The 22,620-nt window shown below is 39.8% G+C and carries 24 protein-coding genes and 1 pseudogene; 17 read left to right on the forward strand and 8 right to left on the reverse strand.

Annotated features, from left to right (window positions below; translation table 11 throughout):
* Window positions 1–30: 30 nt before the first annotated feature.
* The 8 genes from JFU24_RS17405 to JFU24_RS17440 form a co-directional block, all read right to left on the reverse strand.
* Window positions 31–510 carry a hypothetical protein gene (locus JFU24_RS17405; RefSeq protein WP_201250229.1) on the reverse strand — a complete coding sequence of 160 codons (480 nt, stop codon included), beginning with the start codon at window positions 508–510 and terminating at the stop codon, window positions 31–33.
* 269 nt (window positions 511–779) lie between these two features.
* Entirely contained in the window at window positions 780–1,604 is an 825-nt protein-coding gene (locus JFU24_RS17410) for an urease accessory protein UreD (protein ID WP_098177139.1), read from the reverse strand.
* Between the two features lies 1 nt (window position 1,605).
* On the reverse strand, window positions 1,606–2,217 hold the full coding sequence (gene ureG, locus JFU24_RS17415; protein ID WP_056524172.1) for an urease accessory protein UreG: 612 nt from the start codon (window positions 2,215–2,217) through the stop codon (window positions 1,606–1,608).
* Between the two features lie 34 nt (window positions 2,218–2,251).
* Window positions 2,252–2,938, reverse strand: coding sequence for an urease accessory protein UreF (locus JFU24_RS17420; protein ID WP_201222593.1), 687 nt, complete (start codon window positions 2,936–2,938; stop codon window positions 2,252–2,254).
* Entirely contained in the window at window positions 2,931–3,386 is a 456-nt protein-coding gene (ureE, locus tag JFU24_RS17425) for an urease accessory protein UreE (protein WP_053348468.1), read from the reverse strand. Before ureE ends, JFU24_RS17420 begins: the two co-directional genes overlap by 8 nt.
* An 11-nt stretch (window positions 3,387–3,397) precedes the next feature.
* On the reverse strand, window positions 3,398–5,110 hold the full coding sequence (gene ureC / locus JFU24_RS17430; RefSeq protein ID WP_201222595.1) for an urease subunit alpha: 1,713 nt from the start codon (window positions 5,108–5,110) through the stop codon (window positions 3,398–3,400).
* Window positions 5,107–5,430: an urease subunit beta gene (locus JFU24_RS17435; RefSeq protein ID WP_053348470.1), complete on the reverse strand. Its 324-nt coding sequence runs from the start codon at window positions 5,428–5,430 to the stop codon at window positions 5,107–5,109. Before JFU24_RS17435 ends, ureC begins: the two co-directional genes overlap by 4 nt.
* Before the next feature lie 17 nt (window positions 5,431–5,447).
* Complete coding sequence (locus tag JFU24_RS17440) at window positions 5,448–5,750, reverse strand: urease subunit gamma (RefSeq protein ID WP_053348471.1); 303 nt, start codon at window positions 5,748–5,750, stop codon at window positions 5,448–5,450.
* A gap of 347 nt (window positions 5,751–6,097) precedes the next feature.
* Here JFU24_RS17440 and JFU24_RS17445 point away from each other — a divergent pair, with 347 nt between their 5' ends.
* The 17 genes and pseudogenes from JFU24_RS17445 to atpB all read left to right on the forward strand — a co-directional run bounded on the left by JFU24_RS17445 (window position 6,098) and on the right by atpB (window position 22,603).
* The gene (locus JFU24_RS17445) at window positions 6,098–6,553 is read left to right on the forward strand and encodes a hypothetical protein (protein ID WP_201222597.1); all 456 of its coding nucleotides are present in this window, start codon (window positions 6,098–6,100) and stop codon (window positions 6,551–6,553) included.
* A gap of 156 nt (window positions 6,554–6,709) precedes the next feature.
* Window positions 6,710–7,780 (forward strand): peptide chain release factor 1, encoded by a 1,071-nt coding sequence (prfA, locus tag JFU24_RS17450; RefSeq protein WP_053348858.1) that lies wholly within the window; start codon window positions 6,710–6,712, stop codon window positions 7,778–7,780.
* Window positions 7,773–8,642 carry a peptide chain release factor N(5)-glutamine methyltransferase gene (prmC, locus tag JFU24_RS17455; RefSeq protein ID WP_274607087.1) on the forward strand — a complete coding sequence of 290 codons (870 nt, stop codon included), beginning with the start codon at window positions 7,773–7,775 and terminating at the stop codon, window positions 8,640–8,642. Before prfA ends, prmC begins: the two co-directional genes overlap by 8 nt.
* Window positions 8,643–8,803: 161 nt before the next feature.
* Window positions 8,804–9,742, forward strand: coding sequence for a stage II sporulation protein R (spoIIR, locus tag JFU24_RS17460; RefSeq protein ID WP_201250230.1), 939 nt, complete (start codon window positions 8,804–8,806; stop codon window positions 9,740–9,742).
* A 293-nt stretch (window positions 9,743–10,035) separates the two neighbouring features.
* Entirely contained in the window at window positions 10,036–11,085 is a 1,050-nt protein-coding gene (locus JFU24_RS17465) for an L-threonylcarbamoyladenylate synthase (protein WP_053348474.1), read from the forward strand.
* Between the two features lie 75 nt (window positions 11,086–11,160).
* Window positions 11,161–11,727 (forward strand): manganese efflux pump MntP, encoded by a 567-nt coding sequence (locus tag JFU24_RS17470; protein WP_053348475.1) that lies wholly within the window; start codon window positions 11,161–11,163, stop codon window positions 11,725–11,727.
* A 259-nt stretch (window positions 11,728–11,986) separates the two neighbouring features.
* A complete protein-coding gene (locus JFU24_RS17475; RefSeq protein WP_201187486.1) occupies window positions 11,987–12,430 on the forward strand; it encodes a low molecular weight protein arginine phosphatase in 444 nt (147 codons plus the stop codon).
* Between the two features lie 23 nt (window positions 12,431–12,453).
* Entirely contained in the window at window positions 12,454–13,743 is a 1,290-nt protein-coding gene (locus JFU24_RS17480; protein WP_201250231.1) for a methyl-accepting chemotaxis protein, read from the forward strand.
* 125 nt (window positions 13,744–13,868) lie between these two features.
* Complete coding sequence (gene rpiB, locus JFU24_RS17485) at window positions 13,869–14,315, forward strand: ribose 5-phosphate isomerase B (RefSeq protein WP_053348478.1); 447 nt, start codon at window positions 13,869–13,871, stop codon at window positions 14,313–14,315.
* A gap of 127 nt (window positions 14,316–14,442) precedes the next feature.
* Window positions 14,443–15,036 (forward strand): TIGR01440 family protein, encoded by a 594-nt coding sequence (locus JFU24_RS17490; RefSeq protein WP_201222602.1) that lies wholly within the window; start codon window positions 14,443–14,445, stop codon window positions 15,034–15,036.
* Between the two features lie 410 nt (window positions 15,037–15,446).
* A complete protein-coding gene (locus tag JFU24_RS17495) occupies window positions 15,447–16,688 on the forward strand; it encodes a serine hydroxymethyltransferase (RefSeq protein ID WP_201250232.1) in 1,242 nt (413 codons plus the stop codon).
* A gap of 246 nt (window positions 16,689–16,934) precedes the next feature.
* On the forward strand, window positions 16,935–17,564 hold the full coding sequence (gene upp / locus JFU24_RS17500; protein ID WP_053348481.1) for a uracil phosphoribosyltransferase: 630 nt from the start codon (window positions 16,935–16,937) through the stop codon (window positions 17,562–17,564).
* A 45-nt stretch (window positions 17,565–17,609) separates the two neighbouring features.
* The gene (gene wecB / locus JFU24_RS17505) at window positions 17,610–18,731 is read left to right on the forward strand and encodes a non-hydrolyzing UDP-N-acetylglucosamine 2-epimerase (protein ID WP_201188139.1); all 1,122 of its coding nucleotides are present in this window, start codon (window positions 17,610–17,612) and stop codon (window positions 18,729–18,731) included.
* Window positions 18,732–18,814: 83 nt separating this feature from the next.
* On the forward strand, window positions 18,815–21,043 hold the full coding sequence (locus JFU24_RS17510; RefSeq protein WP_201250233.1) for a S8 family serine peptidase: 2,229 nt from the start codon (window positions 18,815–18,817) through the stop codon (window positions 21,041–21,043).
* A 275-nt stretch (window positions 21,044–21,318) separates the two neighbouring features.
* Window positions 21,319–21,509, forward strand: a pseudogene (locus JFU24_RS30360) (AtpZ/AtpI family protein).
* A gap of 7 nt (window positions 21,510–21,516) precedes the next feature.
* A complete protein-coding gene (locus JFU24_RS17515) occupies window positions 21,517–21,885 on the forward strand; it encodes an ATP synthase subunit I (protein WP_048685860.1) in 369 nt (122 codons plus the stop codon).
* Between the two features lie 22 nt (window positions 21,886–21,907).
* On the forward strand, window positions 21,908–22,603 hold the full coding sequence (gene atpB / locus JFU24_RS17520) for a F0F1 ATP synthase subunit A (protein WP_201250234.1): 696 nt from the start codon (window positions 21,908–21,910) through the stop codon (window positions 22,601–22,603).
* Window positions 22,604–22,620 lie beyond the last annotated feature (17 nt).

Genomic DNA, 22,620 nt, shown 5'->3' on the forward strand with positions numbered 1-22,620 from the left:
CAGAGACCTCCTTTCTTATATTATCTATTTCTAATCATTCTCTTTACTATTATTTTCGTGTTCCGCTACTTTTTCATGGATTTCTGATTCAATTGCCTCAACCAGATCCTCTTCAAGCTTTTGCTTTGGCTGAGGATGGAACCATTGAATTTCTCCTTCATGAACAAAGCCTTTGAATTCCTCTCCCTGCACTTGAAAAGAAAATTGTCTGCGTTCATGTACCCGGTCTTCAAATGCTGGTTTTAATTCAAGGTCTTTAATCTCTTTTGAAATTCCATAGTGTCGCATTAATGAATGTATGGTAGTTTCAATAATGTCCACTTTACTTCCACCAATCATTTGTTTTGGGTGAGGGTGGAGCCAATGAATTTCATCCTCATGAAAATGCCCCTTGAATTCCTCTCCTTGGACCTTAAAAGTGAATGCGTGTCGCTCGTGAACACGGTTCTCAAACACTGTTTCTACCTCAAAATCTTCAAGTTCGGGTTTTGTATTCTTATCTTCGGGCATACTGTATCCCCTCTCACGAAAGTTTCTACTTAAATATTTTTCCTAGATTATCGTAAATATTGAGTTACAAGATCGGTAAAATACCGGAGTAATCTATTAATTGCCTATTATATAGGTCTTTATTTAAGACTGTCATTTAAAGGGCGCAGTTCATGGGAAATCGGTCTTTAATAGCACAGTGTAATGTGAATTTAGGAACTCAAAATAAATACAATATACAATGGCTCATCTGGCTGTGCCTTTTAAAGGAGCAGCCTCCGATGAATGTATTAATATTTCCGTAAAAAGCTTGGTGTACGATTATTCCACTTCTCGCTGAGGATCTTTTGGCACTGATCCAATATTCGTTCAATGACTTGGGTAGAGTTGGCTAGGATTCGTATGCTAAAGCCTGGCACGGCTAGCTTTGAAATTCCAAATTTAAAACTCGATTCTTCTATTTGAATCACTTCATACAATTCATCGAGAAGAGAATTATTGGTATATTCGCTGACCGCAATCATAGAGCCTAGGTGAGTATAGCCTTCCATGAAACCTAGACCCGAAAGTGTTTGTTGTTCTGGCATTAATTTGATATGGTCAAACACACCAAGTTTACCATTCAGATAAACCTCAGTAACTAATTGAATGGTATTATAGCTAAACTTTTTACCCTCCGGGGACCAGCCAGGTGTGAGAATATCTGTGTAAATAAACGTTGCTCCACTTTCCATATGAACTACATTTTTTTGCTTGTAATGAGCATTTTCATAAGCAATTAGCGGATCTGGAAGGTATTCTAAATAACTGCCTTTTTGCAAGTGAATTTGGGTTTCCTGATAGGCATAGCCTTTCGGCGTTTTATATACTTTTGTCGCAGATTGGGTAGTTAAAGTAACTTTAGAGCCTTCATCGGCTGATATCTCCATCTTGTATCGATCGCCGTCTAAATAGCCGCCGCCGGGATTTAGAAGGTAATAGCAGACCTGACCTGAATCATCAAAGTAAATCGGTCGCATAACTTTGAGTGCACCTTGAAAATACACCCTTTTTGCGACGGTTTTCCCTTTCCGTTCTTCTAGGTCCAGAGATAAAGTGCCAGTCCAATCTGTCATATTAATCTAAACCTTTTAATAAAGCATGCTGCTTAATCCAGTCGATTACTTCAGGAAGGCCATCATCATTTTTTAAATTGGTAAAAACGAATGGTTTGTCACCACGGAATACTTTAGTGTCCTTTGCCATTACTTCAAGGCTGGCACCGACATATGGAGCAAGGTCCGTTTTATTAATGATGAACAAATCAGATTTAATCATACCTTGTCCGCCTTTGCGGGGGATTTTTTCCCCTTGGGCAACATCAATAATATAAATAGAAAAGTCAACTAGTTCGGGGCTGAAAGTAGCTGCAAGATTGTCTCCGCCACTTTCAACAAAAATAAGTTCAACGTCCGGGTGACGCTCGATTAACTCATCGATAGCGGCGAAGTTCATGGAAGCATCTTCGCGAATGGCGGTGTGAGGACAGCCGCCCGTTTCCACACCAATGATCCGATCCTCTGGAAGAACACCATTTTGTATTAAAAATTTAGCGTCTTCTTTTGTGTAAATATCGTTTGTGACAACTGCCATTTTTATTTCATTTTCGAGATGGCGTGTCAATTTTTCTACAAGCATTGTTTTACCTGCCCCAACAGGTCCTCCAACACCGATTCTTATTGGTTCCATTAAAACACTCCCTTTACTGATTCTTTCAAAAAAATTAAGACATAAATATTCGAATGTTAACGCGTTCATGTTTCATTTGAGACAGTTCAATACCAGGAGAAACGATGCCAAAATCATCTTTCGTTAGTTGCAGAATTCTTTCCACAGCCTGTGTTAATTCTGGTATAAAATTGTGAGTAATTGTTTGGCCTGCTGTTTGTCCAAGAGGAATGGCTCGTACCGCATTTTGAACTTGGCTGGAAATAGCAGAATACAAATAGTAGAGGATGGTGTCTGGTTTTGTTACCCCAAGTCCATGTGCTACCATCGAAAATACAATAGCGGGATGGCCGAATGAACTCTTTCTCTTAATTTCCGCTCTATATTGTGAGAGGATTGGCATGCCGTATAGCGATTCTGTGAGTTTTAGCATTCGATCCCCAATCATTTGTGTTCCTTCCCGCGTTTCCCTCGGCAAGTTTTGGACAGTTAATAGCCGATCCAGGTTCCATATTTCTTGAATATCCTCATCCATAAGAGCTTCATAAACGAGACGAGAGGCAAGCCCATCTGAGTAGATGAGCTGCTCATGTAAATACACTTTAAGCCACTGGAAAAATGTCTTCTGGTCCTTAACTTGATCTTCTTGTATATAACTCTCCAGGCCGAAAGAATGGCTGAAAGCGCCGGTAGGTAAATTAGAGTCGCATAGCTGAAACAAAGAGAGAATATTGTTATTCATGACTGTGGCCTATATGACGGAACGCTTGTTTCACTTTTCGTTCTTCCCGTTTAAAAGGAATTCCGAGTTCTTGAAGTAATTCCTCAACCAAATAGTCATATTGGACCAACATATCATCTTCTTCAAATTGAGCAGGGAGGTGACGGTTGCCAAGTTGATGGGCGATTGTACCCATTTCTTTTATGCTTCGAGGGGAGATAACAAGTAAATCATCTGATAGCACATCTATGACGATCATATTTTTATCATCCATGTATAATACATCTCCAGCTAAAAGGTCTCGATGCTCTTTTAAGCGAATACCAAGCTCATTGCCGTGATCCGTTTTGACCCGTTGAATGCGCTTCATTAAATGTGCGCTTTCCAAGTACACTTTTTCTATATGACGCTTTTTAATTTCGTTTGTATCCATCTTTTCTAAGTTAGTGACAACTTTTTCTATAATCAATACTTTTCACCTCAGAATAGGAAATATCGCTGACCCATTGGCACCGTATCAACTGGCTCGCATGTCAGGAGTTCTCCATTTACTTTTACTTCATATGTTTGCGGATCAACTGTAATATCAGGTGTTTCAGCATTTAATTTCATATCTTTCTTAGTTAGAGTCCGAATTCCGCCAACAGGTAGAATCATTTTATGTAGTCCAAGTTTTTCATGAACACCATCATCGTAGGCTGCTTGAGAAATGAAAGTAACCGAACTTTTTGCTAAGGCCTTTCCAAACTGAGCGTACATTGGACGATAAATATACGGCTGTGGTGTCGGGATAGATGCATTGGCATCACCCATTAACCCAGTAACCGCAAGACCGTTTTTAAGCACCATTTCTGGCTTCACGCCAAAAAACTTTGGAGACCAGAGGACTAAATCTGCCAATTTTCCAACTTCAATAGAACCAACATGCTCTGAAATCCCATGTGTAATGGCTGGATTAATAGTGTATTTGGCGATATAGCGCTTAGCCCGGTTGTTGTCGGCATGTTTGCTATCTCCAAACAGGATGCCTCTTTGTTTTTTCATTTTGTCTGCTACTTGCCATGTGCGTAGAACGACTTCTCCTACCCGGCCCATTGCTTGGGCATCAGAGCTTACCATGCTAAATACGCCCATGTCGTGAAGGATATCTTCTGCTGCAATTGTTTCCCTTCTTATTCTAGAATCTGCAAAAGCGATGTCTTCTGGAACAGAAGGATTTAAATGATGGCAAACCATGACCATATCAAGGTGTTCGTCGATAGTATTAACGGTATAAGGGAGGGTGGGGTTCGTTGATGAAGGCAGAATGTTATGGTAACCTGCTGATTTGATTAAATCAGGTGCATGGCCACCGCCTGCGCCTTCAGTATGGTACATGTGAAGAACTCGGTCTTTTACTGCGGCCATGGTATTTTCCATAAATCCGCTTTCATTTAATGTATCTGCGTGCAGGGCAACTTGAATGTCAAATTCGTCTGCTACCTGTAGTGCGTAGTCAAGGGATGAACCAGTAGCTCCCCAGTCTTCATGAACTTTTAATCCGATAACTCCAGCTCTAACTTGCTCGGTTAAGGGTTCAGTGGAAGCAGCATGTCCTTTACCTGTAAATCCAATATTTATAGGGAGGCCTTCAGCAGCTTCAAGCATGCGGTGAATATTCCATTCACCCGGAGTAACCGTAGTTGCCTTAGATCCAGCTGCAGGACCTGTACCGCCCCCGATTAATGTTGTTGTTCCAGATGTTAGTGCTACCTGTACTTGTTCCGGATTAATAAAATGAACGTGGGTATCGATGGCACCAGCTGTCACAATCAAACCTTCACCGGCGATTATTTCTGTAGATGCGCCAATAATAATATCCACATTGTCCATAACGAGTGGATTTCCGCTTTTACCAATTCCGAAAATTTTACCATCTCGAATGGCTAGGTCTGCTTTACAAATTCCTGTGTAATCTAAAATTACTACGTTCGTTATAACGGTATCTGCCACACCGTCTTTACGAGTTGCAAGGGGGTGCTGGCCCATGCCGTCCCGAATGACTTTTCCGCCGCCAAAGACAACTTCTTCTCCGTATGTAGTGTAATCTTTTTCAATTTGAATAAACAAATCTGTGTCAGCAAGGCGGATAGAGTCACCAGTAGTTGGTCCATACATTTCAGCATATTGTTTTCGGGACATTTTAAAGCTCATGATTCATCCTCACTTTCTAATTTGCCGTCTACTTTATTATTGAACCCGTATATACGCCGTTCTCCTGCAAAATTTAGAAGCTGTATTTCTTTTTCATCCCCGGGTTCAAAACGAACAGCCGCTCCAGCAGGGACATTTAATCGCTTTCCGTAAGCTTTCTTCCTATTAAATTGGAGTGCTTCATTTACTTCGTAGAAATGAAAATGTGATCCGACCTGAATAGGGCGGTCGCCGGTGTTAGTAACAGAAATGGTGAATACTTCTCTTCCTTCATTACAAATAATCTCTTCTTCTTTTAAAATGTATTCTCCTGGCAACATATAGCTATCCCTCCTATTTATCGTATCGGGCTGTGGACAGTCACCAATTTCGTTCCATCTGGAAAAGTTGCTTCAACCTGAATATCATCTATCATTTCAGGTATTCCTTCCATGACATCTTCTTGTGTCAAAATGGAAGCCCCGTACTCCATAAGTTGGGCTACAGTTTTCCCGTCTCTTGCCCCTTCCATTACCTCATAAGTGATGAGGGCGACAGCCTCCGGATGATTTAACTTTAATCCTCTGTCTTTTCGGCGCTTCGCAAGATCCGCTGCCACCACTATCATAAGCTTGTCGATTTCCCGCGGCAATAAATGCATAGTTGAATCCTCCTGTTGTAATTACAAACAATAAAAAAACTCCCTATTTGGAAGAAAGGGGAGCTAATTATTACCCTTTATTCATTTTCTCCTAAATCCATGTAGATAATCCTTTCAAAAGGATTTTAACATACAAAGATTTTAAGATGAAGTTTAACGCAATGCGGTTTGAACTAAAAATAAATTATTCAAAATGTTGACATTTGCAATAAACTTTAACCATTAAGATAAAGTCGAGCATTTTGTAAAAAAGAGGGAAGAGAAATAAAAGATACATTTAGCTTCATTTTGGGAAAGCTGAAGAGGAACCGCTCTTTATAAACTTAACCAAAATGGAGGGAAAAAATATGAAATCAATACTGATTTTTATGACTGCTTTTCTTCTTGCTGCACTAACAGCATGCAGTCAAAATGACAATGCAATAAATAATGATTCGGAATATGGGGATCAATCCCGGGATGGCAAAGATTTTGTTGGCAAAAGTTTAAAACGTGTATCTAATAATGATTGGGACAATGAAGCGGAACGGCCATCAGATCAACTCCTCAACACTCCGCATCATACATCCAATAATTCTCCATCCATGGGGCAGGAAATAGATAAAATCCGATCAATCATTAAATCGGAAACTAATTATGATGCAGGCTCCGTATGGTTTAATGGCAATACCATACATGTTACGGTCCATGATAAAGGTGAAATCAAGACGGATGAAGAAAGAAATGAGGAAAAGCAGCGAATTCAAGACATGATAACCAGGGTTGTTCCCCAATATAATATAGATGTTAAATTAAAGAAATAACCACATTTTTGAATCCTCTTTGACGTTGATTATTCACCTATACTATAATTAAGCTAGAAGTGAACTCGGTTGGGGCACTTATTTATAGTTAAAAAGGATGGATTACTTCCAACTCGTTTCATGTAGATGTTTTGGAAAATTTATGAGGTGAATAATTTGTTTGATCGACTGCAGGCAGTAGAAGATAGATATGAAAGATTGAATGAACTATTGAGTGACCCTGAAATCATTAATGATTCAAAGAAGCTAAGGGAATATTCTAAGGAGCAATCCAGTATTCAGGAGACGGCTTCAACGTATAAAGAGTATAAAGCAGTTCGTGAGCAACTCCAGGAAGCCAAGGCGATGCTTGAAGACAAACTTGATGCGGATATGCGTGAAATGGTTAAAGAAGAGATTAATGAACTTGAAGAGACCATACAGGGTCTTGAAGATAAGCTGAAAATATTGCTTATTCCAAAAGACCCTAACGATGATAAAAACGTAATCATGGAGATCCGCGGAGCGGCAGGCGGAGATGAAGCGGCCTTATTTGCAGGTAGTCTATACCGTATGTACAGCCGTTTTGCTGAGGTGCAAGGCTGGAGGACTGAAGTTATTGAATCAAGTCCTACTGGGCTTGGTGGTTATAAGGAAATCATTTTCATGATTAATGGTAACGGTGCATATTCAAAGTTGAAATTCGAAAATGGAGCCCATCGCGTGCAGCGTGTACCTGAAACTGAATCAGGCGGACGGATTCATACGTCCACGGCTACGGTTGCCGTTTTACCGGAAGCTGAGGAAGTGGAAGTTGAAATCCATGATAAGGATGTTCGTGTAGATACCTTTGCGTCGAGTGGCCCAGGAGGACAGAGTGTTAACACCACAATGTCAGCGGTGCGATTGACGCATATTCCAACAAATACCGTTGTATCTTGTCAGGATGAAAAATCACAAATCAAGAACAAAGAAAAAGCAATGAAAGTTTTGCGTGCCCGTGTGTATGACAAAATTCATCGCGAAGTACAGGCGGAATATGACCAAAACAGGAAGCTTGCCGTTGGAACGGGTGATCGTTCAGAACGGATTCGTACGTATAACTTCCCGCAAAACCGTGTTACCGACCATCGTATCGGCTTAACGATTCAAAAGCTGGATCAAATTATGGAAGGAAAGCTGGATGATGTCGTGGATGCCTTAATCATGGAAGATCAATCTTCAAGACTGGAAAATGCAGATGAATAATTCTGTAATGAAAGTATTCGAAGTCCTTAAATGGGCTTCTTCTTTTTTAAAAGAAAATGATCGGGATGCTAATGCAGGAGAAATTTTGTTGCAGCATTATTTAAAGCAAACTCGCTCCCAGCTATTAGCCAATCTCCATTATGAACTCAGTAAAGAGGAGTTAGAACAATTTAAGTCCGCTGTTGAGCTACATGTTGATGGGACCCCTGTTCAATATATTACAGGCAGTGAAGAATTTTATGGACGGGCCTTCCTTGTTAATGAAGAAGTGTTGATTCCAAGACCTGAAACAGAAGAATTAATTTATTATACACTTCGCAAGCTCCCTAACATTTTTACGAAGGGACAGAAGCTAAGCTTAGCGGATATTGGGACGGGCAGCGGTGCGATTGCAATTACGATGAAGCTTGAAGAAACAGGCTTGCTGGTGACAGCCACGGATATAGCAGATCCATCACTTGAGGTAGCGAGAAAGAATGCCAAGTTACTTGGAGCTGAGGTACAGTTTGTGCAAGGCGATCTGCTGCAGCCATTCATTAAGCAGAACAATCAGGTGGACATCCTTTTATCGAATCCTCCTTATATACCAAATGATGATCAAAAATCCATGTCAGTGGTCGTAACTGATCATGAACCACATCGTGCGTTATTCGCTGGTGTCGATGGTTTAGACTTTTATCGCCGATTTATGGAACAATTGCCACTTGTTATGAAAGTACCGGGACTGATTGGCTTTGAGGTAGGCACTGGACAGGGTCAGGCAGTTGCTGGTCTCTTAAAGCGGACATTTCCTGCGGCAGAAGTGTCCATTGAAAATGACATTAACAAAAAGGATCGAATGGTCTTTGCTGTATTAAAATGATTCGTCTCATATGTGAGACGGATTTTTTTTGTTTGGAATGTAACGTGCTTCACCCAATATACCTTTTAGAATCTATATTTTTAGTTATCCTCTTTTTTACTTTTACTAGTTTAAGATAACGGAAAATTGGCGAGACTAATTTGTGTGAGGGGGCGAGGGCGATGAAAACTAAACATTTAGCCATTATCTATCTATTAATCTTAACAATAGGAACAATTGTAAGTATATATATGCCTAAAGCGGAGGCGGTCAGTGCGGAAGAAACTATGGTGATTCCGGATGAAGCAATTCGTCTGCGAATACTTGCTAATAGTGATACAGAAGAGGATCAAGCTGTTAAGCGCCTGATTAGAGATAAAGTAAATGAAGATATTACGAAGTGGGTTCAGGAGCTTACCTCTTTGGATGAGGCGAGGGAAGTGATTACTTCGCATTTACCAGATATCCAAGCAACAGCGGAGGCAGTAGTGAGGGAAAATGGTTTGGAACAGTCAGTCAACGTCGATTTTGGACAGGCGGAATTCCCGACAAAGCTTTATGGTCAGTATTTATATCCTGCAGGTGATTATGAAGCGGTGATTATCACACTTGGTGAAGGGGAAGGGGCTAATTGGTGGTGTGTGTTATTTCCTCCATTATGTTTCCTGGATTTTTCAAATGGGACAGCTGTAAGCCAAAGTCCAATTGTCGAGGATGAAGATGAAGAATCAGTGACTTCAAAAGGGAAGGCATATGCTGCAACGAATGAAGAGAAAGTTGTGCCAGAGGAAAAGGTTAAAGAAGAAGTTATAGAGGAAAGTGTAAAAGAGGAAGCGCCAGAGGAAAAGATTAAAGAAGAAGTTATAGAGGAAAGTGTAAAAGAGGAAGTGACAGAAGAAAAGGTTAAGGAAGAGGTTTTAGAGCCAAAGGTAAAAGAGGAAGTGCCAGAAGAAAAGGTTAAGGAAGAAGTGACACAGAAAGTTATCGAAGAGAACGTTGAAGATACAAGCGATAATTTGACGGCATCTACTGACCGAGGTCAACAATTATATGAAGGGGAAAAGGAACCCGAGGTGGAAGTGAAGTCCTTATTTGCAGAAATTTTCAATGAGATTTTTTAAAGTGAGGGCATCTGCCCTCGTTTTTTTACGATTAGATAAATGTAATAATACATATCCACAGAGTTATTAACAAAATATCGAAAAAGTCTGTCAATAATCCATAATATCCACAAAGTTATCCACCGTTTCGTTACAATTATCCACAATTTGTGGATAACACTTGAATTATGTGTATACTTCTTTTATACTTTCAAAGTATATTTTAAGAAATAATAGTACGATAAGACTGAAAAATCGTTCATATAAAAGCAATTATATAAAATAAGTAATGTTAAAAGGTGAAGGTGTTTACGATGAAAACGAAAGTTTGGTTAGTGGATAAAAATGTGGATAATTTACAAAGTTATCCCCAAATTACACAATCAGCTGAATTATTAAAGGCTGATCAAGTGGTTGCTTTTCCAACGGAGACCGTATATGGGCTGGGAGCTAATGCTAAAAGTGACGAGGCTGTCAAAAAAGTGTTTGAAGCGAAGGGGCGTCCGAGTGATAACCCTTTAATTGTTCATATAGCTACTGAAGAACAGTTGAAAGATATTGTTGAAGAGATTCCGGTACAGGCAAGGAAACTTATAGCGGAATTTTGGCCGGGTCCTTTAACATTGATTATGAAACGGAAACCAGGGCAGCTATCAAACCTAGTGACGGCGGGTTTAGACACAGTCGCGGTGAGGATGCCAGATCATCAGGTTGCCCTAGGTCTTATTCAAGCAAGTAATCTGCCTATTGCTGCTCCAAGTGCAAATACCTCTGGGAAACCAAGCCCCACATCAGCTAAACATGTTGTGGATGATTTAATGGGCCGGATTGCGGGCATCGTCGATGGTGGGACCACAGGTGTAGGCGTTGAATCTACCGTGCTTGATTGCACGGAGGAAGTGCCTGTTATTTTAAGACCGGGTGGCGTGACAGTTGAACAACTGGAAGCAGTCATTGGAACAGTTAGACAAGACGCTGCCTTGAAACATAAGGATGCAGCACCAAAAGCTCCGGGTATGAAATATACCCACTATGCACCGAAAGCCCCTCTTTTTTTAGTAAAGGGTAATCAAGCTTTCCTTCAGAAGCTTGTGGATGAAAAAAGAGGTGATGGGTTAAAAGTCGGTGTGATAACACCTACTGAACATCAACGAGAATATAAGGCGGATTATATTGTTGCTCCTGGATCATTAGCGGATTTACATACAGTTGCAGCAGGGCTATATGATGCTTTACGACAATTTGATGTACTTGATGTCGATATCATTTTTAGCGAAATGTTTCCTGAGTCTGGTATAGGGGTTGCGGTTATGAACCGGCTCGAGAAGGCTGCAGGTCATCAAATCATAGAAGAACATGCGTAATAAGAACTGATTTATTCTTCTATTTCTTTTCGGACATGCATAACATGTAGTAGGTACGTCCGAGGGAGGTATGGAATGAATACATTCGCTGGAGAAATCATCACCTTATTGCTAATGGCTTTTGCGTTGGGTATGGATGCCTTTTCTGTCGGCCTTGGAATGGGGATGTTTAAGCTAAGGTTAAGGCAAATCCTTTTTATAGGGCTAACTGTAGGCTTTTTTCATATTTGGATGCCCTTGCTAGGTATGGGGGCAGGTCGTTTCATTTCTGATAAATTCGGAACATTTGCTACATACGCTGGCGGTCTATTGCTGTTAATTTTGGGCATCCAGATGTTTATTCCCGGTAAAAGGGGAGAAGCTGGAAATAGAGATAATAAGATGCTCGCTCCTATCGGAAAAGGTCTGTTTATATTTGCTCTAGGGGTAAGCCTGGATAGTTTTTCGGTAGGGTTAACGCTGGGGATTTATGGAGCTAAAACGATTTTGACCATTCTCTGTTTTGGAATGGCTGCCACTTTTTTAACCTGGGCGGGACTTTTGCTGGGGAGAAAGATGCAGGGGTTACTGGGGGTTTACAGTGAGATCCTTGGTGGTAGTATTCTGTGTGCGTTTGGTCTAAAACTATTATTCTCCTTTTGATGCACCTAATTTCATATCTGTCCTTCCTCAACTGTTCCGAATTACCGGGGCGGTTTTTATTTTTCTCTTTTAAACATTTCACTGCGGAAAAAGGGGAAGAAAGATGGTTTTATCTTATAGGATAAAGGGTTTACGAAATAGACTTAATTTTTTTGTTTGAAGTGAATTTATTATGATATTTTAATAATAAGAGTGCTTTTATTTGGACTATTAAAAATGGGGCAATAGCTTATAATGGATAAAAAAGGAGGACGTTAAAATGATCCGAGTATTATTTGTATGTACCGGTAACACGTGCAGAAGCCCCATGGCAGAAGCAATTTTAAAAAACAAGAATATTATAGGTATCGAAGTGAGATCTGCTGGCGTATATGCTTCGGCTGGCCAAGACGCTTCAATGCATGCTAAAAGTGTATTAGTTGAAAATAACATATCACATAATCATTCCTCAACACCTTTATCTGAGAAGGAAATAGATTGGGCTACTCATATTTTTACCATGACGGAAGGGCATAAAGCGGCCATTATGAGTACATTCCCCCATATTATTGATAAAACTTTTACTTTAAAAGAATTTGTTAATGACGATAAACATGATAGAGACATAATAGATCCGTTTGGTGGCCCGGAAGACCTTTATCGGGAAACGTTCAGGGAGCTTCAAGATTTAATAGAAGAATTAGTAAAAAGTCTGGAAAAGTAAACAAGTCTACAGGGGGAAAAAGAATGGCGGAAAGAACTCAATATAAGTTTGGGTTACGAAAAAAATTAGTTATCTTTATCACAGTCCTTGCCTTAATCACTTATTCAGCCTCGGCATTTTTTATTTTCGTGGTCCATCCAATGTTTTTTGAAAACATGAGTTCGATAAGTTTTAGTGTTGGGACACTGCTATTAGGCATATTGTGGTCTGGAATTCTTGCGTTTTTTGCAGCCAGTCTTATTACTAAACCCCTGCAAAGATTAGAAAAAGTGGCGTTAAGTACGGCCCAGGGAAGTATTAACGAAGAAGTAGTTTTATCTAAGACGGATGATGAGATTCGATCATTAGGCACAGCTTTTAACCATATGCTTTTTAACCTGCGGGAAATGGTGCAAAGTATTGAAGAAAATTTCCAAGAGACCAATAACAAGGTCATCCATATTTCTCAAGAATCCTCAAAAGCATCGGAACAGGCAGAAAACATTGCTAGAACCATTGAGGAAATATCCAAAGGTGCTGATACCTCGGCTGTTTCCATCATGAATACGGCTGAATCTATTGATGATGTCATCATGATTGCCCAACAGGTTCAAAATAAAGCGAAGGCATCTGTTGTTATATCCAGTGAAATGGCTGCAGAGCTTTCTCAGAGTAAAGAAGTAGTTAATTCCTTAGTTTTCGGCATTAAACAATTGGCTGAAGAAAACCAACAGTCCCTAAAAACAGTCAAGCGTTTAGAGGGAAATGCGAAAAAGGTAGAACAAATCATTGAGCTTGTCGGCGATATTGCAGCACAAACGAACCTGCTTGCATTGAATGCCTCCATTGAAGCTGCACGAGCAGGAGAAAATGGGAAAGGATTTGCTGTTGTGGCGGAAGAAGTCCGTCTGTTAGCTGATGAGAGCGCTAAAGCTGTTCAAGGCATTTCAAGTTTGATTCAAAATATTCAGGTTGAGGTACAGGCTGTTGTTAAACAAATTGGCGAACAGGTCATCTTGGCAAATAAAGAAGCCCAAAAAGGTACTAATACGGATATAGAGATAGAAGGAATGACAAAAACAGTACATAATGTTGTCGCTGCGGTAAAAGATATTACTGAGCTTGTTGATCGTCAAATGGAAAGTGTTGAAGAAACATCAAGGCAGTCTCAAGAAGTGGCTGCTATTGCAGAAGAAACATCTGCTGGAGCGGAAGAAGTAACGGCTACGACTCATGAACAAGCAAAGGTTATGGAAAACGTAAAAAAATTGGCTATGGAGCTTAAAGAGCAAGCAGAAAAATTGAAACAGACCATTACACGCTTTCATACTTAAATTTTTACAGGAAACCAGTGTAGGTTTCCTGTTTCTATATGGGCGGAAACCTATAGCTTCACTTTATCTTTTCACAATTTTGTGACACAATAAAATCAAATAAAAACAGCTAGAGGAGGATTTTGATGAAAGTTGCAATTGCATCGGATCATGGTGGTATTCAAATCCGTGAAGAAATAAAGAATTTAATGAATGAGTTAAATATTCCATTTGAGGATTTTGGCTGTGAATGTAGTACATCCGTGGATTATCCGGATTATGCTTTGCCAGTTGCCGAAAAAGTAGCGCAGGGTGAGTTTGATCGTGGAATACTAATATGCGGTACAGGTATTGGAATGAGCATTGCAGCGAATAAGGTTAAAGGGATACGTTGTGCATTGGTTCATGATGTGTATAGTGCGAAATTGACTCGTCAGCATAATGACAGCAATATGTTGGCAATGGGGGAACGTGTAATTGGTCCTGGGCTTGCCAGGGAAATTGCCCAAACATGGTTGACATCAGAATTTGAAGGCGGCCGTCATGAAAACAGGATTGGTAAGATAGCGGAGTATGAAGGAAAACACTCCTAATTTAAATCACTAGAATGCCCTTCTTAAGCGATAAGATGTGCAGATTTAGAACAAGGACAAGGGGTCTTCTCTTCATCTAAGGTCTAATCATCAGTAAGTTTTCTTTAAATGAAAGGATGCGTATTTCATGACAAATGATACTACATTTTCAGATGAGCTTGAGATATGGAAAAATCAGTTTCGAATACTGTTACATGAGTTTCAAGAAGAGGCAGCTCTAAAAGAAAAACAGCTATTGGTAATTGGCTGCAGTACAAGTGAAGTGATTGGAAAACGAATCGGCACAGACGGAACAATTGATGTTGCGGGAATGATCTTTGCTGTAATGGAGGATTTCCAAAGAAAAACGGGAATTCAGGTTGCTTATCAATGTTGTGAACACTTAAATAGGGCTCTCGTTTTACCGAGAGAGACCGCAGTTCGAAGAGATTATGAAGAAGTGTCAGTTGTCCCTGTAAGAACGGCAGGAGGGTCGATGGCAACCTATGCCTATCAACAATGGAAAGATGCTATCGTCGTTGAGCATATCAAGGCAGAAGCGGGGATAGACATCGGTGATACTTTCATCGGTATGCATTTAAAACATGTAGCTGTCCCTGTTCGAGTCTCCATTAAAGAAATTGGTCATGCACATGTGACTATGGCTAAAACCCGCCCAAAACTAATTGGCGGAGAGCGGGCTGTATATCAGGATACTACAGTAAACAAGAGTTGTACTTAATAGAAAATTAGGCAGCATTTCTCAGATGAGGGATGCTGTTTTTGTATGGAGACTATTAAATAAAAGAAAAATGTAAAGAACAAGAAGAATCTTTAACGATTTTTTTGTATAGTACCAATAGAATGGTTAGTGAAGAAAAAACGGTATCCCCCCTCATTGGAAAGCTTTTTTACTAATAAAATTCAGGTAGGAAGAGCTATTTACCTTAAATAAGATGTGAAATGCGAACGTTTTTAAATGAAAAAACAATGAACGTTCGATAAAAATAGACTATCACTTCTAAAATAGACATGTTAAAATGGAGTAGAATTTTCAAATAATTATCGATAAGGCTTTTTCATGTCTTTTTGAAGTCATGTTGTAAATAATGTAAAAAGCGAATAACGCACAATTTGAGGAGGAATTACGGAATGAATCGTTTAGCAAAGCAAGATGAGCAAGTGTTTAACGCAATTCAACTGGAATTAGGGCGTCAAAGAAGTAAGATTGAGCTTATTGCTTCTGAGAACTTCGTGAGTGAAGCTGTCATGGAAGCTCAAGGATCGGTTCTAACTAATAAGTATGCAGAAGGATATCCGGGTAAACGTTACTACGGTGGGTGTGAGTATGTCGACATCGTTGAAGATTTAGCACGTGACCGTGCAAAAGAGATTTTCGGTGGCGAGTATGTAAACGTACAACCACACTCCGGAGCTCAAGCTAATATGGCGGTTTACTTTACCGTTCTTCAAACTGGCGACACAGTGTTAGGAATGAACCTGTCCCACGGCGGTCATTTAACACATGGAAGCCCGGTTAACTTCAGTGGTGTTAACTACAACTTTGTTGAATATGGTGTAGACGAAAAAGATCACCGTATCGATTACAACGATGTTTTGGAAAAAGCACGTCAGCACAAGCCTAAACTGATCGTAGCAGGGGCTAGTGCATATCCACGTGAAATTGATTTCAAACGCTTCCGTGAGATTGCAGATGAAGTCGGAGCTTATTTAATGGTTGATATGGCTCATATCGCAGGTTTAGTTGCTGCAGGATTGCATCAAAGTCCAGTTCCTTATGCAGACTTTGTAACGACAACTACTCATAAAACGCTTCGCGGACCACGCGGCGGTATGATTATTTGTAAAGAAGAGTTCGGTAAGAAAATTGATAAATCAATCTTCCCTGGAATTCAAGGTGGGCCATTAATGCATGTAATTTCTGCTAAAGCTGTAGCATTCGGCGAAGCGCTTCAAGATGATTTTAAAGATTATGCACAACAAATTATCGACAATGCTAAACGTTTGGGCGAAGGTTTGAAAAAAGAAGGCTTTACCCTTGTTTCTGATGGAACAGATAATCACTTAATTCTTCTTGATGTACGTTCTACAGGACTAACAGGAAAAATTGCAGAACATGTACTAGATGAAATCGGTATTACGGTTAACAAAAATGCGATTCCGTATGATCCGGAAAAACCATTCGTTACAAGTGGTATACGTATTGGAACAGCGGCAGTAACATCTCGTGGCTTTGGATTAGAAGACATGGATGAAATCGCTGCAATCATCGGACTTGTTTTGAAAAATAATGAAGATGAAGCTAAACTTGAAGAAGCAAAACAGCGTGTTGAAGCATTAACAAGCAAGTTTGAATTATATCCTTCATTGTAATAACGGAGCTGCTTCCTTTCTAGGGAAGCGGCTTTTGTGTGCTTAAATAGATAGACACAGAGAAGAGTGTGTTTTGAAGAGTCGGAATAGTGAAAATAGGTCTGACATCTAAACCTTTATTGAAGATTGAACCTTTTTTCTGTAAAATAGGTTGAAGTGAATTTTAAAAGATACGAAAATTTTTCTAAACGAATAGGGAAATTATAAAAAGAGCAAAATTAAGCAATAGAATTGGAGAGATGCTAAATGGGAAAAGTTTATGTTTTCGATCACCCGTTAATTCAACACAAATTAGCCTATATACGTGATATAAATACAGGAACAAAAGAATTCCGCGAACTAGTAGATGAAGTTGCGTCATTAATGGCATTTGAAATTACAAGAGACATGCCGCTTGAAGAAGTGGAAATCCAAACACCAGTCAGCAAAGCGAAAGTAAAAATGCTTTCTGGTAAAAAAGTTGGTATCGTTCCAATTTTACGTGCTGGTATTGGAATGGTAGATGGAATTATTAAATTGATTCCTGCTGCAAAGGTAGGTCATGTCGGTCTTTACCGTGATCCAGAAACATTAAAACCGGTTGAATATTATGCGAAAATGCCAAGCGATTTGGCAGAAAGAGAATGCATTGTTGTTGACCCAATGTTAGCGACAGGCGGTTCTGCTATTGAAGCTATCAATTCTATTAAAAAGCGCGGTGCAGTTAACATCAAATTCATGTGCCTAATTGCAGCCCCAGAAGGCGTAGAAGCATTAAAAGAAGCGCATCCTGATGTGGATATTTATATTGCAGGGCTTGACGAAAAACTGAATGAACATGGCTATATCGTTCCAGGTCTAGGAGACGCGGGAGATCGTTTATTCGGCACAAAATAATAGAAAGAAACTGAGGTGTCACGATTGAACCAACCGATTAAGGTCATGACGATTTTTGGAACGAGACCAGAAGCTGTCAAAATGGCGCCCTTAGTACTCGAATTTCAAAAACACCCAGAATATTTCAAACCAATCGTTGCTGTTACGGCTCAGCATCGACAAATGTTAGATCAAGTTCTCGACTTATTTTCCATTCAACCCGATTATGATTTGAATATAATGAAGGAAAGGCAAACGCTTGCTGATATTACAACAAGAGCATTAAGTGGTCTGGATTCTATAATGAAGGAAGCTAAACCTGACATTGTTCTTGTTCATGGTGATACAACTACAACCTTTGTAGCAAGTTTAGCTGCTTTTTATAATCAAATCGTCATTGGACATGTGGAAGCAGGGCTGCGCACATGGAATAAGTATTCCCCATATCCGGAAGAGATGAATCGACAGCTTACCGGAACTATGGCAGACTTACATTTTGCGCCGACCTCAAAAGCCGAAGAGAATTTGCTGAATGAAAACAAGAAAGAAAACATATTCGTGACGGGAAATACGGCAACCGATGCCTTAAAAACGACAGTACGGTCCACGTATTCTCATCCAGTTTTAAATAAATTGGAAGATGACCGGCTCATTTTACTTACAGCTCATCGCAGGGAAAACTTAGGGGAGCCTATGAGGAATATCTTTAGGGCTGTCAAAAAAATCGTTGCAGATCATGACGATGTTCAGGTCGTTTATCCTGTCCATTTAAATCCCGCTGTTCAAGAGCTAGCAAACGAGATTCTCGGTGATAATCCGCGTGTCCATTTAATCGAACCGATGGACGTATTGGATTTTCATAACTTTGCATCAAGAGCCTATTTGATTTTGACTGACTCCGGAGGCATCCAGGAAGAGGCACCATCACTTGGTGTACCTGTTCTTGTTTTACGAGATACGACTGAACGCCCGGAGGGGATTGCAGCAGGCACCTTAAGACTGGCGGGTACGGATGAACAGACCATTTTTAAAATGGCGCATGAATTGCTAACCAATCATGAAGAACACAAAAAAATGGCTAAGGCCTCTAATCCATATGGGGACGGAAATGCTTCAGCCCGAATTGCTGAAGCCGTACGTTACTATTTTAAGCAAGTCAGTGTACCGCCAACAAGATTTGAACCATAAAAAAGGAAAAGCCAATTGGCTTTTCCTTTTTTATTTGCATACTCCAAGGTAGTTGAGAAAAGATAACTGCTAAGGGGATGATTATGTTGAGAAAGATATCTTTTATATTGTCTGTTTTCCTTTTAATATTTTTTTTCTCAAATGAAAAAGTATTAGCCTCTGTCATTCTGCCGCCATTACCAAAGTTATCTGAATCTAAGAAAGTAACGGTTGTTGTCACGATGGAAAACCCGATTTCACAAGAAAAGATTAATAAGCTGCTTGAAAAGTATCCATCCCTTCATTTACGTAATATTTATACGGTTGCCCTTGATGGATTTTCTGTATATGGGAAAAAGAATGAAATTGAACAACTTAAGAAGGAGAGTGCGATTCAAGCTGTTACTGAAGTATCTATGTATCATGCCTTGCTAGATGAAAGTGTCCCTTTCATTGGAGGAGACAGGGTGAGGAGTTTCTTTGATAAAAAGAATCACCGGATAACCGGGAAAGGAGTAAAAGTAGGGATTATCGATACAGGGATTGATTATACACATCCAGATTTGCAGCGTAATTATAAAGGAGGAAAAGATTTAGTTGATAGTGATGAAGACCCGATGGAAACGAAGAACATGGGAGGTTTAGATACAATACATGGAACCCATGTTGCGGGTATTATTGCAGCTAATGGAAAAATGATGGGCGTCGCTCCAGAAGCAGAGATTTATGCATATCGGGCATTGGGGCCAGGAGGTGCAGGAGATACTGAGCAAGTCTTGACGGCTATTGAGTCAGCAATGAAAGATAAGGTAGATGTTTTAAACCTTTCTCTTGGGAACAATGTCAATGGCCCTGATTTACCTATTTCGCTAGCTTTAAATAAAGCGGTGGAAAGCGGAATCGTTGCTGTCACATCAAACGGTAATTCTGGGCCGGCTGTTTGGACTGTGGGTTCGCCTGGGACAGCAGAAAAAGCGATTTCGGTAGGAGCGTCAACTCCTCCGTTGAAGGTTCCATATATGGTTTACGGACTTGGGTCAAAAAAGTATCAATCTTATTTGACTCTATTTCAAGGCTCTAAGAAGTGGAACTTAACTTTTTCGGAGGAAGTAATTTATGGAAATATCGGAAATGAAAATGAGCTAAAACATGTTAAAGATAAAATCGTGTTACTTGAGCGTGGCACACTTACCTTTCAGGAGAAAGTATCCAATGCTGAAAAGGCAGGAGCGAAAGCGGTAATTATATATAACAATACGAGCGGAACCTTTACCGGAAGCTTAGAAAAAGAGATGAACATACCAGTTGCTTCTATTAATAGAAGAGATGGATTACGACTTAAGAAATTTGTGGATCAAAAAAAACACGAAAAAGTTCATTTTGTATATAAGAAGGAGCAAGATAGACTGGCTGATTTTAGCTCGAGGGGACCGGTAACGGTATCTTGGGGGATTAAGCCAGACGTGTTAGCGCCTGGAGTTGAGATTGAAAGCACCATTCCTAAGGGATATATGTCCTTAGCTGGCACAAGTATGTCTGCCCCGCATGTTGCAGGTGCGTGCGCTTTAATTTTACAAAAGCATCCGGAGTGGACTCCTGATCAAGTAAAGTCAGCCTTGATGAGTACTTCTAAGCCATTAAGTAAAACGGCACATCAACTGTATCACACATATGAACAGGGAGCTGGCCGCATCCAGGTTGCTGAAGCATTAAAAGCAGACACACTGCTGTATCCAAGTTCTTTGTCATTTGGAATGTATACAAAAAAAGAAGGAATTGAAGAGCATCATGAACCGATTGTCCTTGAAAATACAGGAAAGAAGATTAGGAGGTACTCTTTTATTGTCCCATTAAAAGAGAAGGGACTCATTTGGGATTTGCCGAAATCGATTACTTTAAATCCAAGTGAAAAGAAAGCAATCGATGTGGGACTTCAAGTAAACCCGTCCGAACTCAAGAAGGGGGTTTATGATGGGTACCTAATTATAATGGAAGGAAGTAAAAAAATTTCACTCCCTTATTTATACGTTAAAGAAGAACCGGATTATCCAAGAGTAATGGGGTTTGAATTCGGCCAAGGCGACCAGGCCGGCACTTATCGATACGAGATGTATCTACCTCGAGGAGCTGAAGAATTCGGGATTGCTCTTTATGACGCAGACACCTTAAAATTTGCCGGATATATGGATTGGTCGAAACCAGCACCCTCAGGTTTGACCAAAAAAAATATATTTAGAAAAGACTTGCCGCCTAAAGGCGTATATAAAGCAATAATATTTGCAAGAAGGAATGGAAGGGAAGATCGGATAGAAAAGACGTTACTTATTGAGTGAAGAAATGACAATAAGTAAAATAAAACGTATGTCAATAGTATTAAAAAGATAATTTGTGAACAATTCGTTAATAATTACAAACCTGTGACAAATTTCACTAACCACTCATTGACATTGATTCTTGCCTATTGTATGCTAACTAAGGATGTAAAATGAGAGGGTTTTCAGGAGCCCAACATGCAGATTTTTACAGCATGAAATGTTTTCTATCCTCCACCAAATTTCAACCGCGAGGATGCAACTTTCGTCAAATAAATTGCCGTCTATTAATGGCTATGACTTTGATGTCAGCGATTCTTTCTCAAATAGTCGGATCAGTTTTGATCGGTATCTTCTTTTTAGAAAGATGATTTGACAGAACCCTTGATTCGAACCGCTGCTATTAGTAATTGGCCTTCTTTGTGGACTTGCATTAGGTTTACAAGCAATGCTCCATTCAGTTCGAAAATATTTCTCAGGAGATTAAATGAAAAATGCCAGAAATGAAAATCATGTTCAACAGGCAGAGTAAATATATAATTTTTCTTCTGGCGGTTTATGTTGTTGGATGGGGACTTACGAGTTATCAAGCCGTTTTTGCTGGGCTTATACTGGGTACGAGTTTGAGTTTATACAATTTATGGCTGATTAATCAGAAAATGAAAAAATTCAGTCAGGCGCTTGATGAGGGAAAGAAAACTAAATCTCTTGGAACGATGACACGAATGGCATCCGCAGGTCTAGCGGTACTCATTGCATTGGAATTTCCGGAGCATTTTCATCTGATTAGTGTTGTATGGGGATTAATGACAGCTTATATCGTCATTTTTATAGATTTTTTCATCCAATTAATACGTCGATAGCGGGGAAGAGAGGTGAATATAGTTGAATCATGGAGCACCCTTACACGATTTTATGGGTCTAACCTTTAACTTAAGTAATGTCCTAATGATAACAATTGCGAGTCTTGTTGTGTTCTTACTTGCTGTTCTTGGTACACGTAAGCTGGCAATGAAGCCAACTGGTATGCAGAATTTCATGGAATGGATTATGGATTTTGTTAAGGGTATTATTAATAGTAACATGGACTGGAGAACAGGTGGTCAGTTTCAACTGCTTGGTATGACTTTGCTAATGTACATTTTTGTGTCCAATATGCTCGGTCTTCCATTTGCAATTAGTTACGATGGTGTGCTTTGGTGGAAATCACCAACAGCCGACCCAGTTATCACATTGACTCTTGCAGTCATGGTTTTAGGTTTAACGCATTACTATGCTATAAAAATGAAAGGCGCCAAGGGTTACTTTAAAGCTTACAAAAACCCAATGACACTAGTAGAGGAATTTACAAATTCCTTGACACTTGGTCTGCGTCTATATGGTAATATTTATGCTGGTGAAGTTTTGCTAGGCTTATTAGCAGGGACGTTAGCATTTAGTGGACCTGCCGGATTTATTGGTGCAATTGTGCCTACATTAGTATGGCAAGGCTATAGTATTTTCGTCGGTAGTATACAAGCGTTTATCTTTGTTACGTTAACAATGGTTTATCTGTCTCATAAAGTCAGTGACGACCATTAATTATAAGTTCATTTAGA

Source organism: Peribacillus sp. TH27 (assembly GCF_016650915.1).
Classification (GTDB): Bacteria; Bacillota; Bacilli; order Bacillales; family DSM-1321; genus Peribacillus; species Peribacillus butanolivorans.

What these genes read in the sequence shown, in the direction of transcription:
- JFU24_RS17405 (WP_201250229.1), bottom strand. Translation starts at nt 510, where the DNA reads ATGCCCGAAGATAAGAATACAAAACCCGAACTTGAAGATTTTGAGGTA.
- JFU24_RS17410 (WP_098177139.1), bottom strand. Translation starts at nt 1,604, where the DNA reads ATGACAGATTGGACTGGCACTTTATCTCTGGACCTAGAAGAACGGAAA.
- ureG (WP_056524172.1), bottom strand. Translation starts at nt 2,217, where the DNA reads ATGGAACCAATAAGAATCGGTGTTGGAGGACCTGTTGGGGCAGGTAAA.
- JFU24_RS17420 (WP_201222593.1), bottom strand. Translation starts at nt 2,938, where the DNA reads ATGAATAACAATATTCTCTCTTTGTTTCAGCTATGCGACTCTAATTTA.
- ureC (WP_201222595.1), bottom strand. Translation starts at nt 5,110, where the DNA reads ATGAGCTTTAAAATGTCCCGAAAACAATATGCTGAAATGTATGGACCA.
- JFU24_RS17435 (WP_053348470.1), bottom strand. Translation starts at nt 5,430, where the DNA reads ATGTTGCCAGGAGAATACATTTTAAAAGAAGAAGAGATTATTTGTAAT.
- JFU24_RS17440 (WP_053348471.1), bottom strand. Translation starts at nt 5,750, where the DNA reads ATGCATTTATTGCCGCGGGAAATCGACAAGCTTATGATAGTGGTGGCA.
- JFU24_RS17445 (WP_201222597.1), top strand. Translation starts at nt 6,098, where the DNA reads ATGAAATCAATACTGATTTTTATGACTGCTTTTCTTCTTGCTGCACTA.
- prmC (WP_274607087.1), top strand. Translation starts at nt 7,773, where the DNA reads ATGAATAATTCTGTAATGAAAGTATTCGAAGTCCTTAAATGGGCTTCT.
- spoIIR (WP_201250230.1), top strand. Translation starts at nt 8,804, where the DNA reads ATGAAAACTAAACATTTAGCCATTATCTATCTATTAATCTTAACAATA.
- JFU24_RS17465 (WP_053348474.1), top strand. Translation starts at nt 10,036, where the DNA reads ATGAAAACGAAAGTTTGGTTAGTGGATAAAAATGTGGATAATTTACAA.
- JFU24_RS17470 (WP_053348475.1), top strand. Translation starts at nt 11,161, where the DNA reads ATGAATACATTCGCTGGAGAAATCATCACCTTATTGCTAATGGCTTTT.
- JFU24_RS17475 (WP_201187486.1), top strand. Translation starts at nt 11,987, where the DNA reads ATGATCCGAGTATTATTTGTATGTACCGGTAACACGTGCAGAAGCCCC.
- JFU24_RS17480 (WP_201250231.1), top strand. Translation starts at nt 12,454, where the DNA reads ATGGCGGAAAGAACTCAATATAAGTTTGGGTTACGAAAAAAATTAGTT.
- rpiB (WP_053348478.1), top strand. Translation starts at nt 13,869, where the DNA reads ATGAAAGTTGCAATTGCATCGGATCATGGTGGTATTCAAATCCGTGAA.
- JFU24_RS17490 (WP_201222602.1), top strand. Translation starts at nt 14,443, where the DNA reads ATGACAAATGATACTACATTTTCAGATGAGCTTGAGATATGGAAAAAT.
- JFU24_RS17495 (WP_201250232.1), top strand. Translation starts at nt 15,447, where the DNA reads ATGAATCGTTTAGCAAAGCAAGATGAGCAAGTGTTTAACGCAATTCAA.
- upp (WP_053348481.1), top strand. Translation starts at nt 16,935, where the DNA reads ATGGGAAAAGTTTATGTTTTCGATCACCCGTTAATTCAACACAAATTA.
- wecB (WP_201188139.1), top strand. Translation starts at nt 17,610, where the DNA reads ATGACGATTTTTGGAACGAGACCAGAAGCTGTCAAAATGGCGCCCTTA.
- JFU24_RS17510 (WP_201250233.1), top strand. Translation starts at nt 18,815, where the DNA reads ATGTTGAGAAAGATATCTTTTATATTGTCTGTTTTCCTTTTAATATTT.
- JFU24_RS17515 (WP_048685860.1), top strand. Translation starts at nt 21,517, where the DNA reads ATGCCAGAAATGAAAATCATGTTCAACAGGCAGAGTAAATATATAATT.